We start from the raw sequence: 14,488 nt of genomic DNA, 5'->3' as shown, positions 1-14,488 counted from the left end.
GCCGCGAACCCATCATAAGGGGGAAAACTGTTACCTATCTATCCGGTTCAAACTGTTACCCATCTATCGGCTGGACAGCTGGCCGCAACGCCGGCGCCATCCTTGCAACGCCGGTGATTGGCGAAATGGGCGATGACAGCGTCCCTCTCCCCGTCACTATACGGGGAGAAGGTGCCGGCAGGCAGGTGAGGGGCGGCGCCGGCGCCGGGAAAGGCTGGCTAATTTGATGCGGCGAACCCTATTTCGGCTCCGCCGTCACAGGATCGTAGGTGATTTCAACCTTTGCCTTGTCCGCCGTGTAATAGGTGACGGTGTAGGCGCCGCTGTCCCAGTCGACCTCGTCCACATAGCGAAAGCCGTCGCGCTGCTCGACCTTGGCGATGATCTCCGACAGCTTCTTGGCATTGGGCGGCGGCAGCAGCTTGTCGTCCGCGGCCAAGGCTTCCCCGCCGGCGAGAAGAACGGCGACGCTGGTCGCCAGAAGCAATCTGGACATGGCTTTCCCTCAAGTTTCGTCGGACAGAAACTCGCTGGCGTGCCGGTTTGTTCCGCAGCCGGAATGCGTGCCGATTCAGTCCACCGGTTTGCAGCTGCCCGAATGAGGGCCGCCGCCCGTTTGACTTACGCGGCGCGTCGTTGAGCGGGGTGGAGACCTGAACGGGTTCGGCGAGGGTCGACGGCGGTCACGATGCTGTGGTGGTGATCGCAATAGACGCGATCCGCCGAAGTTGGCCCGGCACAGAAGCGATAACCGCCGGGCACTGACCGGTCTTCGCTCACCGGGAAGCGGCACTGATAGACGCCTAGCTGAATGAGGGGGACGTCTTTCGAAATCGGTCTGACATTTTCTGGCATGGTTTTTCAGGTTCCTGGTTCATAGCCATTGCCGGCTGACGGCCGCTGTGCGACCGCGTCAAAGCGAGCTTCTCTCGTTTTGGAGGGCTGTGGATCACCATATGGTGTTGGTTGCAGTGCCAATGAAGCCCCGAAACCCTGCTTTCGCAAGCCAATCATTGCGACTTAAGGCCACACCGGCTGCTGGGCGGGCGGGCTACGGAAGCGAATACATTTTGTCAGCAGACAGTGTGGTCGCGTCCCGGAGCATCTCTTCGAACCGTTGCGCCGGTGCTATGGTGTGCCTGCATGATCAGACAGCAGGGATATGAGCCATGCCCGAAGTCACCCGCCGTACACTTCTTGCGTTCACCGCCGTGGCCTCGGTCATTGAACCGAAATTTGCCGAAGCGGAAGGGGCCTCACCCGAATTGCGGGCGCTGATCGGAGCCCATGAAGCCAGCTATGTCGGGCTTCACAGGGCTGTTCATCGAGTGGGCAGCAGCAGCCACGAACGCAAGAGGGCAGACCGGATCGAACAGGAAGCCTTGCTGGCCATCTGCTCCTATCCGGCGATCAGCCGAGGCGACCGCCAGGCCAAGGCCGATTACCTGTTGACCGCTGAGGCTCGGGGTGAACTCGACCTGGAAGAGCACATGCAGGCCATCCTGCACTCGATGAAGCGCTGATCGCGGCTCGTGCATCTCCAGACATCGCCGACTTCCGTAAGGATTTTGGTGGGCGATGCAGGGATTGAACCTGCGACCCCACCCGTGTGAAGGGTGTGCTCTCCCGCTGAGCTAATCGCCCGCTCGTTGCCCGAAGGCCAAGCGAGCCGCGATATAAGGGAGGCAGGTGCGGGAAGTCAAGGCGGTGTCCAGCGTTCTGATAAGGATCAGATTTGCTGCCCTCACAGCCCTGTCTGCGACGCGGCGCCGGCCGCCTTTCGGTCAGTTTCCAGCCGCGGCGATCAGCCTTTGCGCCAGATCGAGCGTCAGCGCATCGAAATGCGAGATCACAGCCGAGGGTTCGAATTCGCGGACATGGCGGTCGGTGTAGCCGAAATCGACTGCCACCACCGGAATGCCGGCGGCTTTCGCCGTGTCGATGTCGGTTTGCGAATCGCCGACCATCAGCGCGCGGTGCGGGTCGCCGCCGGCCAGCTTGATGGTCTCGATCAGATGGCGCGGGTCGGGCTTGCGGAAGGCGAACGTGTCCTGGCCGGCGATGGCCGCGAAATGTTTGGTCAGGCCGAGCGCCTCGATCAGCGCCAGCGAGTTGGCTTCGTATTTGTTGGTGCAGATGGCCAGGATATAGCCGGCATCCTCGAAGCGCGCGATCGCCTCGACGACACCGGGGTAGGGGCGCGACTTGCCGGGGATGTTGAGCGTGTAGTGGTCGAGGAAAAGTTTCAGCAGCCGGTCGTGCTCCTCGACGGCAAGCGATCGCTGATGGGCGGCGTGCGCCCGCTCGATCATCACCCGGCCGCCGTGGCCGACGAAACGCCTGAAGCCGGCTTCGTCGACCGCCGCGATCTCGCTGGCGGCCAAGCTGTGGTTCAGGCTGTCGAGCAGGTCCGGCGCTGTGTCGATCAGCGTACCGTCGAGGTCGAACACGATGATCGGTCGGGTCATGATCTGTCCTGGGCAGGTGTGCAATGGGCAGGCGATAGCGGCTGCGGCGCGTCATGGCAAGCTGACTGGGGGCAAGCCGGCTTGGCAATCGCTTCAGACCGGTGACAGTTTCAACGTGTGGCGGGACCACCAATTGTGGAAGCCGGCGCTGCCCCTCATCGCCCTGCCGGGCACTTCTCCCCGTATAGTGACGGGGAGAAGTGGCTGGCCGCAATGACGGCGCCCTCCTTGCAACGCTGGTGATTGGCGAAACCACCGATGAGAGCGTCCCTCTCCCCGTCACTATACGGGGAGAGGATGCCGGTAGGCAGGTGAGGGGCGGCGCCAGCGTCAGGAAAAAGGGTGACGGGGCGAATTCCAAAACCTGAACCGATTGTCCTGGGCGAGCGCGCCGGGCAAGCAGGCCCCATCGGACCGGACATTTCGCGGCGAGCTTCCAGAAATGAAAAACCCGCCACAGCGGCGGGTTGTTGGCGCAAATCAGCACCATGGGCAAAAATGTAGCATAGCTGCACTCACCGGTCAAGGAAATAATTCCTATAATGGCATCGCCTAGGGGACCCGCCGCCTGGGGCTTTGACCGGACCGGCAAAAATGCTACGAGCCCGGCAGCGAATTTCCGGGGCAATAACCGACATGGATGCAAGGCAGTTGAAGGTCGAAGCCGCGCGGGCAGCACTTGCCCATGTGAGTGACGGCATGCGGCTCGGCATCGGCACCGGCACAACGGCCGAGGAGTTCGTGCGGCTGCTCGCCGAAAAGGTCGCCACCGGCATGACCGTCATCGGCGTGCCGACTTCGGAGCGCACCGCGTTGCTGTGCCGCGAGCTTGGCGTGCCGCTGTCGACGCTGGAGGAAACGCCAGAGCTCGATCTCACCGTCGACGGCGCCGACGAAGTCGACCCGGAACTGACCCTGGTCAAGGGCGGCGGCGGCGCGCTGCTGCGCGAGAAGATCGTCGCCGCGGCGTCCCAGCGCATGATCGTCATCGCCGACCGCTCCAAGATGGTCGAGACGCTCGGCCGTTTTCCGCTGCCGATCGAAGTCAATCCGTTCGGCCTGCGCGCCACTGAAATCGCGGTTGCCGCAGCGGCTGAAAAGCTCGGTCTTTCCGGGCCGGTCACATTGAGGATGACGGGCGGCCAGGCTTTTGTTACAGACGGCGGCCATTTTATCCTCGATGCATCTTTTGGCCGCATTCCGGATACAAGAGCGCTTTCGAATGCTCTGCACGCCATTCCGGGCGTGGTCGAGCATGGTCTTTTCATCGGGCTGGCTTCAGCGGCCATCATCGCCGGCGGCGACGGCATCCAAACCGTCCATGCCGCCCGAAAACCAGGGAGTTCTACCGATCATGACGTTGCATAACCGGGTTCGCAGCCTTTCCGTCCTTCTGGCGGCCTCGGCCGTTTTCGCCTTTTCTTCGCCGGCGTTTTCGCAGGATGTCACGGAATCGCACCTGAAGGCCGCCCGCGCGGCGGTCGCTGCGATCCACGCGACCGACCCGTTCGACAACATCCTGCCGCAGGCAGCCGCAGCGCTCGAATCGCAGCTGATCCAGAAGAACCCGGACATGCAGGAACTGATCGGCAAGACGATCAGCGAGAAGGCGCTGGCGCTGGCCTCGCGCCGCGCCGACCTCGAGAAGGAAGCCGCACTTGCCTACGCAAAAGTGTTCTCCGAAAAGGAACTGACCGACATCGCCGCCTTCTACAATTCCGATTCGGGCAAGAAGCTGCTCGATAGCGGCCCGACGGTGACCCGCGAACTGGTCAAGGCAGCCGACATCTGGCAGAACGGCCTCGGCCGCGATCTCGCCCAGCAGGTCGGCGAAACGCTGGCCGCAGCCGCCAAGGCAAAGGCGCAGGCTGCACCTGCCGCGCCCGCCGCCGGAGCCGCCGCTCCGGCCGATGGCGCAGCGCCCGCCGATGGCGCGGCCCCCGCGGACAACAACTGACCCCGCATTTTCAAATGGCCTTGCGGCCTCCCGCGAAGCCCGGCCTGTCCGGGCTTTTCTTTTGACGGTTTGCGGCCTACCTGTCTGACACATTTCTGAAGCCTGGGAGCCGCGTCATGGCTGGTTACGACTACGATCTTTTCGTCATCGGCGGCGGTTCGGGCGGGGTAAGGGCGGCGCGTGTCGCCGCGGCTCTCGGCAAGCGAGTCGGCATCGCCGAGGAATATCGCTATGGCGGCACCTGCGTCATCCGCGGCTGCGTGCCAAAAAAGCTCTATGTCTATGCCTCGCAATTTCCCGAGCATTTCGCCGACGCCGCCGGCTATGGCTGGACGGTGCCGGAAGCCAGTTTCGACTGGCAGACGCTGGTCGCCAACAAGGATCGCGAGATCAGCCGGCTGGAGGCCATCTACGTCAGGAACGTCGAGGGCGCCGGCGGCGAGACCTTCCACTCGCGCGCCATGATCGTCGATCCGCATGTCGTGCATCTTCTGGGTGAGGATCGCACCATCACGGCAGACCAGATCCTGATCGCCACCGGCGGCCGCCCGGCGGCGCATCCGGCGCTGCCCGGCCATGAACATTGCATCTTTTCCAACGAGGCTTTCGACCTCAAGGAATTGCCCAAGGCGATCATGATCGAGGGCGGCGGTTATATCGCCGTCGAGTTCGCCAACATCTTTCACGGTCTCGGCGTCGACACCACGCTGGTCTATCGCGGCAAGGAGATCCTGAGCCGGTTCGACATGGACCTGCGGCGCATGCTGCACGAGACGATGGAAAAGAAGGGGATAAGGATCCTCTGCCATTCCGTGTCCGAATGGATCCGCAAGCGGCCGGACGGCCGGCTCGACGCGCTCGTCAGCGGCGGCGAGGTGCTGACCGTCGACCAGGTGATGCTGGCCATCGGCCGCATTCCCAACACCGAGAATATGGGCCTGGAAGGCATCGGACTGGAGATGACCAAGACCGGCGCCATCGCCGTCGACCAATATTCCCGCACCAACATCGACAACGTCTGGGCGATCGGCGACGTCACCAACCGCGTGCAGCTGACGCCGGTGGCGATCCATGAGGCGATGTGCTTCATCGAAACCGCCTTCAAGGGAAATCCGACCGCGCCCGATCACGAGACGATCGCGACCGCTGTCTTTTCACAGCCGGAGATCGGCACTGTCGGATTGTCGGAGGACGACGCCGTCAAGCGCTTCCCCGACATCGAGATTTACCGCGCGACATTCCGGCCGATGCGGCACACGCTGTCCGGGCGCGACGAGAAGATGCTGATAAAGCTGGTGGTCGATGGCGCGTCGAAGAAAGTGCTTGGCGCCCACATATTGGGGCCGGATGCAGGCGAGATGGCGCAGCTGCTCGGCATCCCGCTGAAGGCCGGCCTGACCAAGGACGATTTCGACCGTACGATGGCCGTGCATCCGACAGCGGCGGAAGAACTGGTCACCATGTACAAGCCGACCTATCGCGTGAAGGACGGCGAGCGCGTCGATTGACGGCAAATCCGGGTTGAGGAACTCCGCCGCGGCAAGGTCATGCCACGGCGGAGATAGTCGCTACAGCAGCGTGCCGCGCAGGATCACCAGCGCCACCGAAAAGTAGATCACCAGCCCGGTGACATCGACCAGCGTGGCGACGAACGGCGCCGATGCGCTGGCAGGGTCGTAGCCGATACGTTTCAAGGCGAACGGCAGCATCGACCCCGACAGCGAACCGAAGGTGACGATGCCGACCAGTGCAGCACCCACCGTGGTGGCAATCAGCGGCCAGTGCGGGCCATAATCGTAGAAGCCCATATATTGCCACAGCGCAATGCGGCAGACGCCGACCACGCCGAGCATGGCGCCCAGCACCAAGCCGGTGGGCAGCTCACGCAGCGCCACCCGCCACCAGTCGCCAAGACCGATCTCGCGCAGCGCCAGCGCGCGGATGACCAGCGAGGTCGCCTGCGAGCCGGAATTGCCGCCGGAGCTCATGATCAGCGGGATGAACAGCGTCAGCACGATCGCCTTCTCCAGCTCGCCCTCATAGCTCTGCATGGCGTTGGCCGTCAGCATCTCCGAGATGAACAGCGCGCACAGCCAGCCGCCGCGTTTCCTGATCATGGCGAGGAAGCTCATCTTCATGTACGGCTCGTCCAGCGCCTCCATGCCGCCGAAACGGTGCGCGTCCTCGGTCGTCTCCGCGACCATCGTGTCGATGATGTCGTCGATGGTGACGATGCCGAGGATCTTGCCATGGTCGACGACCGGAAGGGCGAGCAGATCGTATTTGGAAATCGTCTGCGCCAGGGTTTCGCGATCGGTCAGCGGGCCGACCGTCACCGGAAGGTGATCCGGCGCCACCGTCATGATCGGATCGTCAGGCTCACCGGTGATCAGCCGGCGCAGGCCCGTCGAGCGCACAAGCAGGTGCGTCGTCGGATCGACGATATAGATCGCGTAGACGGTCTCGCGCGTCCGCTCGACCTTGCGGATGTAGTCGAGCGTCTGCCCGACGGTCCAGTCCGAGGGCACGCTGACGAACTCCGTCGTCATGATCGATGCGGCACTGCCTTCGGGATAGCCGAGGATGGACAGCAGCGTTGCGCGCAGCGGCGGCGCAAGCCCGCCAAGCAGCTCGGAACGGGCCGGCTCTTCCAGCTCGCGCAGGATGTCGGCGGCACGGTCGACCGACATGGCGGTGAGCAGCTTGCCCGCCTTGGCGCGTGGCAGCGCCTCCATGAGTTCGGACGCGCCGTCGAGTTCCGGCTGGTCGAAGATCTCGACCAGACGTTCGAACGTCACTTCACAGAGCAGTTCCGTCGCGTTCTCTCGAGGCTCCCTGTTGAGGGCTTCGACAATGTCGGCGACGTGATCGTTGGCTAGGATACGGGCAATCGCGACGGCCTCGTCGCTTGCCACCGTGGTAAATTCGTTCATGGCTCACTCCTTGCCGTCCGGCAGGACATGAACCATGTGAGGTCACGTCAGGGCGGACGGCTGTTGCGTTCGACTGTGACTGTCGCCAGGCATGGCGCGGTGACCTTTCCGCTTGCGGGTTCGCGTTTTTACTATCTGCAAGCGGGCGCAACATAGGAGCGCGCCTTGCCGTGTCAATCGCGGTGAGGAGGGAAAATGCCGACGAGCGGCCAAGATCGCGAGACTGTGATCGCCGGCCGCCGTTCGCCTCGGCAGACCGGGGTGGAATAACCGTTATTTCTGCTTCAGCCGGCGCGAGAAACGCAGCCACTTGTCTTCGACCGGCCTTGGGACCGGCCTGGGCTGCACGAGAATGGTGGTGAGCTCGGCGGGCAGGGTCGGAACCAGCGGCTTCTTGGTGGCGACGCCGTCGGCGATCGCGACGATGCTGTGATAGAATTCGCTGCCGCTCATCGATCTCGGCGCAACCGCTTCGTGCATGACGCTGATCACCGTGACATCGGGGCAGTTGTCCTTGATGGCCTGGTGGAAGGCGACCTTGCCGTCGGGGTCGAGCGCGCCGGTCGCCTCGTCAAGGAACAGCAGCCCCGGCTGCTGCAGCACGATGCGAGCCACCACCAGCTTCTGCTTCTGGCCGCCCGACAGCACCTGGTCCCAGCTTTTGCCTTCGCGGCTTTCGTCGGCCATGTGCTCGATGAAGTCGCCAAGCCCGGCCTTGTGCAGCGCCGACGCCACCTGCGCGTCGCCATGGTCGTGCTCGGAGCCCGGCAGGCAGACCAGTTGCTTCAGCGACACAGGCTGCAGCTTAACCTCCTGGGCGGCATAGAAACTCTTCACGCCTTCGGGGAAGACGATGGTGCCGCGGCCATAGGGCCACAGGCCGTTGATCGCCTTGATCAGCGAGGTCTTGCCGCAGCCGGACTCGCCCTTCAGGAAAGTCCATTCGCCGCGCCGGAAGCGCAAATTGGCGGCGCTGAGGAAGGGCGTCGCATCCTCGCCTTGATGCGCCAGTTCGAGCTTCTGGATGGTCAGGCCGAAAACCGGGTTCTGGCTGGTGTAGTGGAAATCGGAGCGGCCGGTCTGGCTGTAGAATTCCTGCGGATGCTGGACATTCTCGATCGCGTTGGCCAACTCGGTGACACGCTGGCTGTTGGCGCGCAGCGTGGCGATGGCGGGCATGACGTGGATGAACCACGAACACTGGCCGATCAGAGAATTGACCAGCTCGGAGCCGGTTATATAGCCCTTCAGATCGAGGCGGTTGTGGATGAACGGCACGAGGCCCGGTCCATAGGCGACAATGCGGGCGCCGATGAAATTGTAGATCAGCTCGAACGACATATAGACGGTGTTGACGATGTTCAGCCGCGTCCAGGTGCCGTCGATATCGACATAGAGCCGGCCATGCATGGTCCTTTGCACGCCTTCGCCCTGAGACGCCGCGACATGGAAGGAGCGGCGCAGGAACGTCGTCAGTTCGCCGCGATAGCTGCCTTCGGCCTTCTGCATCCTGACGTTGAGGCGCTCGAGCAGGCCGCCGAGCTTGACGGCGATCCATGTGTTCAGCGGCACATAGGTGGCGACGGCCAGGAAGGCCAGGATGGCGCTGCCATAGCTGCCGAGGAACTCCAGCCCCTTCACCTCGACGGAGTTTTCGAGCAGCTTCTGGCCGACGAAGAAGAGCGAGGTGGCGACGGCCAGTACGCCCATGGCGAGCCCGATGGCGCCCCCGGTCATGTCCTTGATGGATTCCTGGACACGCTGGTCGATGTTGTCGGGGGCCGGTGCGCCGCTGCCGGTCGATGCATGCTGGGCATGGAAATGCGTATGGTTGCCATCCAGCAGCGCTTCATTGAAGCGGCTGTCCAACCAACCGCGCCATTTGCGGTGCAATGTCGCCGAGACAAGATTGCGGACGCCGGTGAAGCCAGCGTCCTTGAGTACCACCAGCAGCACGAGGACGCCGGCATTGATCAGCAGCGAGCGAAGCGGCGTGGTGTTGGCGGCGTCATGGAAGAAGGCGATCGAATTGACCAGTTCGCCGGAGGCTTCGGCGAACCAGACACCGGCCTTGCTGGACAGCGCCGTGAGCACCGCGATCACCAGCGTCAGCGTCCAGGCTTCCTTCCAGCGGTCGGAAACCCAGTAGGCCCGCATCAGGCCCCAGAAGCTGCGCATCGACGACACCGGCGTCAGAAGCGATCGCCCTGCGGCATCGCGAGGTGTTTTTTCCGGTACTGACTCTTGCGATGGTCTACCGACCCGAATCACGATCCCGCCCAAACCTTTTTTCTTTTGTTACGGATGGTAACACCAATTGATCATTTTCCATTAATTTAAAAACCGGCCCGACCGGATTGCCCCGGCAGCCGTTGCCGTGAGGCAACAGATTACACGCTGAAATGTAGCGACAACGGTCGGCAATAATCAGAATATCGATATTGATTTCAGATACTTGATCTTCAATAAAATGCCGTCGATGGAGCTTCCCCTGGGGAAGGCTTTCACACGGTTTCGTGAACTCGAAGTCGTGTCGAGCGATCGGTTTTCTCACTGCGGACGGCCCAGAGAGCTCGAAAATTTGCGGTTCGTGACTCGCCAGGAATGCCGTGGTCGTCCTTGCCAGGGGCAGGAAGTGACGGGAGAATCGATCGAGCGGCGCGTTCCGTCTTGTCCGGTCAGCTGAGGGACTGCGTTTGACAATTCATCCACCTGGGATTGAACCTTGCCCGGCATCGTCGACATTCATGCATATTCGGTTCTCCAACAAGGAAGCTCCCAATGCTTGCACGCGCGGCCGCAATCCTGTCCCTCTTCGCCTGGCTGCCCCTCGTACCTTTGGCGCATGCCGGCGCGCAGAGCATCCCGGCCAGCGCCGAAGGCCAGATCGAGTTCAACACGCCGTCCGGCAACATCGGCTGCATCACACGCCCAAAGGCGGCACCGGCACCTATGAGCCAAAGGATGGCGGCCCGGAGCTGAGTTGCTCGCGCGTCGAGCCGAGCTACGTCACGATTATCCTGGGTCCGAAGGGGCCAGCCACTCTGATCAAAAACCCAGGCGAGCAGGGCTGCTGCAGCGATGTCGACAAGCTTGGCTACGGCAACAGCTGGAGCGCCGGGCCGTTCTCGTGCCAGTCGTCAACCAAGGGACTGACCTGCACGGCCACGAACGGCCATGGATTTTTCATCAGCAAGGCCAAGGCGACGGTGAAGTAACGTTTGCTGCTGTCGCGGAGAGGAGAGGGCGGTCGGCTCAGCCGGCCTTGTCCAGTTCGCCGCGCGCCTTGGCGGCGGCCACCTGGCGAATGGCATCGGCCAGCGTGTCGGCATCCTGTGCGCCCATGACCGCGTACTTGTCCTCGAGCAGGAAGCACGGCACGCCAGAAATGCCCATGCGCGACGCGGTGGCGATCTCGGTGCGCACCGCCTCGACATCGGCCTCGGTCGGCAAAAGCGTGGCGACCACGGACGCATCCATGCCGGCCTCTCGCGCCGCCTCGACCAGCACGGCATGATCGCCAATGTTGGCGCCTTCCTCGAAATTCAGCTGGAACAGCCGGCGCACAAGCCTGTTCTGAATGGCTTCGCCGGCGGCACCTGCCCAGCGGATCAGCCGGTGCGCATCGAGCGTGTTCGGCGCCACCTTGATGGCGTCGAAGACAAAGGAAATGTCTTCCGCTTCGCCCAGCGGCTCGATGCGGGTGTGAATCTCGCGGATGCGCTCATCACTGCCGAATTTTGCCAGCATGTATTCGCGGCGGTCCTTGCCTTCAGGCGGAATGGTCGGATCGAGCTGGAACGGCCGCCAGCGGACATGCACGTCGACATCGCCGACGGCGGCAATCGCCCTGTCGAGCCGCTTCTGGCCGATGAAGCACCAGGGGCAGACGACATCGGACACCACATCGACGGTGATGGCGTTCAATTCGCTCATCTCGATCTCCTGATCCCTCAGTTGGGTTTGCGCCACCATGTTGGCAGTTGATACCCGAATATGGGCGTCTTTTGCGGATGTTCCAGGTAGTTCCAGTAGGCAATCCATTGCTGCGTGTTGTGCTGCATCGGCACCATGTAGTTGCCGGAGATCAGCAGCCGGTCGAGAACGCGAACGGCGGCAACATAATCCTCCTTGGAGCGGGCGCGCAGCATCGCCTCGATCGCCGCGTCCACAGCCGGATCGGCGACGCCTGCGAGATTGAACGAGCCTTCCGTCCTGGCCGCGGCGGAACTCCAGCGCCCGCTCTGCTCGATGCCGGGCGACAACGAATTGTTGAAGCCGCTCGATCCGATCAGGACCTCGAAATCGAAGCGCTGCTTGCGCGACTGGATCTGGTCGCCGTCGAGGCTGCGAATGGTGAGATCGATACCGATCTTCTCCAGCGTGCGCTGGTAGATGCCGGCAAGGCGCTCCTCGTCCTGCGATGCGGTCAGGATTTCGAAGCTGAAGGGTTTGCCTTCGGGATCGAGCATCGTTCCATTCTGCACGTGGTAGCCGACACTTTTCAAAAGATCGAAGGCTGCCTTCAGCACGCGGCGGTCCTGGCCCGATCCGTCGGTCACCGGCGGCCGCCATGTACCGTCCATGACATCGGCCGGGACGCGGCCGGGGTAGGGCGCCAGAAGCGCTTTCTCCCTGTCGTCGGCCGGATGGCCGATCGCGGAAAGCTCGGAATTCTGCCAGTAACTCATCGTGCGCGTGTATTTGCCGCCGAACAGGTTCTTGTTGGCCCATTCAAAGTCGTAGAGCATGCCGAGCGCGCGCCGCACGACAGGGTTGGCGAATTTCGGCAACCGCGTGTTGAACAGGAAACCGGTCACCACGGGCGGAATGCCGGTGTCGAAGGTTTCGGCGACGACGTCGCCCTTGTGGAAGGCCGGAAAATCGAGATCGCGCTCGCGCTTCACCGGATCACTGTCGTCGTCGATGGCGCAAAGGCCTTTCTTGAACGCTTCGAGCTTGGCGTTGGCGTTGAGGAAATACTCGATGGTGATCTGGTCGTAATTGTCGAAACCGCGCTTGGCCGGGACGTCCTTGCCCCAGTAGTCCGGGTTGCGCTTGAACACGATGCGCTGGCCGGGCTGCACCTGCGCGATCCTATAAGGGCCGCTGCCGATCACCGGCTTGAGCGTCGTCCTGTCGAAAGTCTCCTTGTCGAAGGCGTGCTTCGGGATGATCGGGGTCAGCGCGATGATCAGCGGGAATTCGCGATCGGCCTTGTCGTTGAAGGTGAAGCGCACGCTGTGATCGCCGGTCTTTTCGAGCTTGGCGACCCTGGCCATGCGATCGCTGTAAGGCGGGCGGCCTTTCTCGGTGTAGACGTCATAGCTGAACAGCACGTCCTCCGGCGTCACCGGCTGACCGTCCGACCATTTGGCCTTCGGATTGAGATGGAATTCGATGCTCTTGCGCTCCGGGTCCATGTCGGCGCTGTCGGCCAACAAACCGTAGAGCGTGAAAGCCTCGTCGGCATTGCGCTGCATCAACGGCTCGAAGACCAGATTGCCGAAGATCGTATCCATCATGCCGCGCGCCGTCGTGCGCAGGCTCTTGAGGATGAAAGGGTTCAGATTGTCGAAGCTGCCGACGACGCAATAGGTGATCGAGCCACCCTTCGGCGCGTCGGGATTGACGTAATCGAAATGCGTATAGCCGGGCGGTAGCGCCGGCTCGCCCTGCATGGCGATAGCGTGCTTCGGCTCCGATGCGGCCGGCTGATGCGAAAGGGCGAGAAACGATATCCCGGTGATCAGCCAAACAACAACGCGGCCCATGACCGTCTCCTTACTGGGTCGGCTTGATGATTCGGTGTGCACCCTAGCATGAGGCGGCTGCGCGCCGGCCAACCGCGCGTTCAACAATTGCTGACGCCGGGCTGGATTCGGCCTCGCTTGCAGTGTAACACGCCCTCCGAAGTCATTCTGTTGCCTCATTTCGGCAACAGGTAGCTGGACCACACGGCACGAAGAAGCCGGTCCCGGGATCATTTGAGAGGAAGTGCACGACATGACGAGCCTGAACAGCAACGCGTACCGCCTGTCGGTCATGGCCGCTGGCGTGGTCGGCTTTCTCGGCGCAGGACTTCCCGCTGCTTCCGCACAGCAGCAACAGCAGATTCCGCAAGGCTGGTTCAAGGCCTGCACCAAGCAGGAAGACGTCGACATCTGCAATGTCCAGAACATCACCACCGCCGGCAACGGCCAGCTGGTCACCGGCGTCAGCCTGATCGAGCTGAAGGGCAAGGTGAACCGCAAGGTGTTCCAGGTGACGGTCCCGACCGGCCGTCTGGTGCCTCCCGGCATCGGCCTGCAGATCGACACCGGCAAGGCGCAGAAGCTCGACTATGTGATCTGCTTCCCGGATCGTTGCGTGGCGGAAGTGCCGCTGACCGATCAGCTCGTCGCCGCGTTCAAGAAGGGCCAGGCGATCACTCTGACCTCCGTCAATTTCCAGAACCAGCCCAATCCGATCAAAGTCGCCCTGCAGGGCTTCAGCGGCGCCTATGACGGACCGGCGCTGCAGCAGTCGGACATCGAGGACCGGCAGAAGAAGCTTCAGGACTTCGTCGCCAAGAACAACCAGGATTTCGCCAAGAAGCTCAAGGAAGAGCAGGACAAGGCGAAGACCGCCAACTGATCGGCCGATATCGCCGAGCCACAAAAAAGCGGGGTCATGCCCCGCTTTTTTTGCGCCCATCTCTCCGCGGGTTAATGCCTCGACTGCCGTTTCGGCTGGTAGCGCCCGTCCGGCTTCTTGTCGAACATCTCCTTGATCTGCGGATGCCGGACCGGCTCCCCCGACTGATCCTCAAGCAAATTCTGCTCGGAGACGTAGGCGATGTACTCGGTCTCCGAATTTTCGGCGAGCAGATGATAGAAAGGCTGATCCTTGTGCGGCCGCACGTCGGCGGGGATGGCTTCGTACCATTCGTCGGTGTTGGCGAATTGCGGATCGACATCGAAAATGATGCCCCTGAATGGAAACAGCCGGTGGCGAACCACCTGTCCGATTGCGAATTTGGCTGTTTTCATCGTACTCACCACTGAATTCCTTGGGCTTATTTGGCGCAGACCGCGCATCAATTCAATCCCGAGGCGCTTGACGCCCTATTAAGCAACGGGCTAGCCCGG

General features: G+C 62.4%; 14 protein-coding genes and 1 tRNA gene. 7 read left to right on the top strand and 8 right to left on the bottom strand.

Annotated elements, in window-relative coordinates:
• On the top strand, positions 1–227 hold a 227-nt coding region (locus AC0L2U_RS27745), incomplete at its 5' end, for a hypothetical protein (RefSeq protein ID WP_473602915.1).
• An 11-nt stretch (positions 228–238) separates the two neighbouring features.
• On the opposite strand, the gene AC0L2U_RS27740 is transcribed toward AC0L2U_RS27745, so the two are convergent.
• Positions 239–496 (bottom strand): PepSY domain-containing protein, encoded by a 258-nt coding sequence (locus tag AC0L2U_RS27740; RefSeq protein WP_128290084.1) that lies wholly within the window; start codon positions 494–496, stop codon positions 239–241.
• Between the two features lie 673 nt (positions 497–1,169).
• Between AC0L2U_RS27740 and AC0L2U_RS27735 the strand changes: the two genes are divergently transcribed.
• The gene (locus AC0L2U_RS27735; protein ID WP_128290085.1) at positions 1,170–1,523 is read left to right on the top strand and encodes a hypothetical protein; all 354 of its coding nucleotides are present in this window, start codon (positions 1,170–1,172) and stop codon (positions 1,521–1,523) included.
• Between the two features lie 46 nt (positions 1,524–1,569).
• Here the strand turns inward: AC0L2U_RS27735 and AC0L2U_RS27730 are convergent.
• Positions 1,570–1,644 (bottom strand) — tRNA-Val (locus AC0L2U_RS27730).
• A 140-nt stretch (positions 1,645–1,784) separates the two neighbouring features.
• Positions 1,785–2,468: a phosphoglycolate phosphatase gene (locus AC0L2U_RS27725; protein ID WP_128310019.1), complete on the bottom strand. Its 684-nt coding sequence runs from the start codon at positions 2,466–2,468 to the stop codon at positions 1,785–1,787.
• Between the two features lie 636 nt (positions 2,469–3,104).
• On the opposite strand from AC0L2U_RS27725, the gene rpiA reads away from it, so the two are divergent.
• The 3 genes from rpiA (at position 3,105) to gor (ending at position 5,933) form a co-directional block, all read left to right on the top strand.
• Positions 3,105–3,836 (top strand): ribose-5-phosphate isomerase RpiA, encoded by a 732-nt coding sequence (gene rpiA, locus AC0L2U_RS27720; protein ID WP_027036598.1) that lies wholly within the window; start codon positions 3,105–3,107, stop codon positions 3,834–3,836.
• Positions 3,823–4,425, top strand: a complete 603-nt coding sequence (locus AC0L2U_RS27715) for a DUF2059 domain-containing protein (RefSeq protein WP_127318742.1) — start codon at positions 3,823–3,825, stop codon at positions 4,423–4,425. The genes rpiA and AC0L2U_RS27715 overlap by 14 nt, the downstream gene beginning before the upstream one ends.
• 116 nt (positions 4,426–4,541) lie before the next feature.
• Complete coding sequence (gene gor / locus AC0L2U_RS27710; RefSeq protein WP_128289169.1) at positions 4,542–5,933, top strand: glutathione-disulfide reductase; 1,392 nt, start codon at positions 4,542–4,544, stop codon at positions 5,931–5,933.
• 60 nt (positions 5,934–5,993) lie between these two features.
• Here the strand turns inward: gor and mgtE are convergent, their stop codons facing one another.
• Entirely contained in the window at positions 5,994–7,358 is a 1,365-nt protein-coding gene (mgtE, locus tag AC0L2U_RS27705) for a magnesium transporter (RefSeq protein WP_473602914.1), read from the bottom strand.
• 273 nt (positions 7,359–7,631) lie between these two features.
• A complete protein-coding gene (locus tag AC0L2U_RS27700; RefSeq protein WP_292335606.1) occupies positions 7,632–9,536 on the bottom strand; it encodes an ABC transporter ATP-binding protein/permease in 1,905 nt (634 codons plus the stop codon).
• Between the two features lie 603 nt (positions 9,537–10,139).
• Here AC0L2U_RS27700 and AC0L2U_RS27695 point away from each other — a divergent pair.
• Complete coding sequence (locus AC0L2U_RS27695) at positions 10,140–10,340, top strand: hypothetical protein (protein WP_473602912.1); 201 nt, start codon at positions 10,140–10,142, stop codon at positions 10,338–10,340.
• Between the two features lie 273 nt (positions 10,341–10,613).
• Here AC0L2U_RS27695 and AC0L2U_RS27690 read toward each other — a convergent pair whose 3' ends face one another.
• Together AC0L2U_RS27690 and AC0L2U_RS27685 are read right to left on the bottom strand one after the other, a co-directional pair.
• The gene (locus AC0L2U_RS27690) at positions 10,614–11,294 is read right to left on the bottom strand and encodes a DsbA family oxidoreductase (protein ID WP_127810379.1); all 681 of its coding nucleotides are present in this window, start codon (positions 11,292–11,294) and stop codon (positions 10,614–10,616) included.
• A gap of 17 nt (positions 11,295–11,311) precedes the next feature.
• Positions 11,312–13,132 carry an extracellular solute-binding protein gene (locus tag AC0L2U_RS27685; protein ID WP_127810378.1) on the bottom strand — a complete coding sequence of 607 codons (1,821 nt, stop codon included), beginning with the start codon at positions 13,130–13,132 and terminating at the stop codon, positions 11,312–11,314.
• A gap of 232 nt (positions 13,133–13,364) precedes the next feature.
• Between AC0L2U_RS27685 and AC0L2U_RS27680 the strand changes: the two genes are divergently transcribed.
• The gene (locus AC0L2U_RS27680; RefSeq protein WP_127270670.1) at positions 13,365–13,994 is read left to right on the top strand and encodes an invasion associated locus B family protein; all 630 of its coding nucleotides are present in this window, start codon (positions 13,365–13,367) and stop codon (positions 13,992–13,994) included.
• 71 nt (positions 13,995–14,065) lie between these two features.
• On the opposite strand, the gene hspQ is transcribed toward AC0L2U_RS27680, so the two are convergent.
• Entirely contained in the window at positions 14,066–14,389 is a 324-nt protein-coding gene (gene hspQ / locus AC0L2U_RS27675) for a heat shock protein HspQ (RefSeq protein ID WP_164762658.1), read from the bottom strand.
• Positions 14,390–14,488: the final 99 nt, after the last annotated feature.

The organism is Mesorhizobium sp. WSM4808 (assembly GCF_055811675.1).
This window is presented reverse-complemented; position numbering and strand designations above follow the sequence as displayed.

Coding starts and splice junctions, on each gene's coding strand:
- AC0L2U_RS27725 (WP_128310019.1), bottom strand. CDS start 2,468: ATGACCCGACCGATCATCGTGTTCGACCTCGACGGTACGCTGATCGAC.
- AC0L2U_RS27695 (WP_473602912.1), top strand. CDS start 10,140: ATGCTTGCACGCGCGGCCGCAATCCTGTCCCTCTTCGCCTGGCTGCCC.
- AC0L2U_RS27690 (WP_127810379.1), bottom strand. CDS start 11,294: ATGAGCGAATTGAACGCCATCACCGTCGATGTGGTGTCCGATGTCGTC.
- AC0L2U_RS27680 (WP_127270670.1), top strand. CDS start 13,365: ATGACGAGCCTGAACAGCAACGCGTACCGCCTGTCGGTCATGGCCGCT.
- AC0L2U_RS27715 (WP_127318742.1), top strand. CDS start 3,823: ATGACGTTGCATAACCGGGTTCGCAGCCTTTCCGTCCTTCTGGCGGCC.
- AC0L2U_RS27685 (WP_127810378.1), bottom strand. CDS start 13,132: ATGGGCCGCGTTGTTGTTTGGCTGATCACCGGGATATCGTTTCTCGCC.
- hspQ (WP_164762658.1), bottom strand. CDS start 14,389: ATGAAAACAGCCAAATTCGCAATCGGACAGGTGGTTCGCCACCGGCTG.
- AC0L2U_RS27740 (WP_128290084.1), bottom strand. CDS start 496: ATGTCCAGATTGCTTCTGGCGACCAGCGTCGCCGTTCTTCTCGCCGGC.
- AC0L2U_RS27735 (WP_128290085.1), top strand. CDS start 1,170: ATGCCCGAAGTCACCCGCCGTACACTTCTTGCGTTCACCGCCGTGGCC.
- AC0L2U_RS27700 (WP_292335606.1), bottom strand. CDS start 9,536: ATGCGCAGCTTCTGGGGCCTGATGCGGGCCTACTGGGTTTCCGACCGC.
- gor (WP_128289169.1), top strand. CDS start 4,542: ATGGCTGGTTACGACTACGATCTTTTCGTCATCGGCGGCGGTTCGGGC.
- mgtE (WP_473602914.1), bottom strand. CDS start 7,358: ATGAACGAATTTACCACGGTGGCAAGCGACGAGGCCGTCGCGATTGCC.
- rpiA (WP_027036598.1), top strand. CDS start 3,105: ATGGATGCAAGGCAGTTGAAGGTCGAAGCCGCGCGGGCAGCACTTGCC.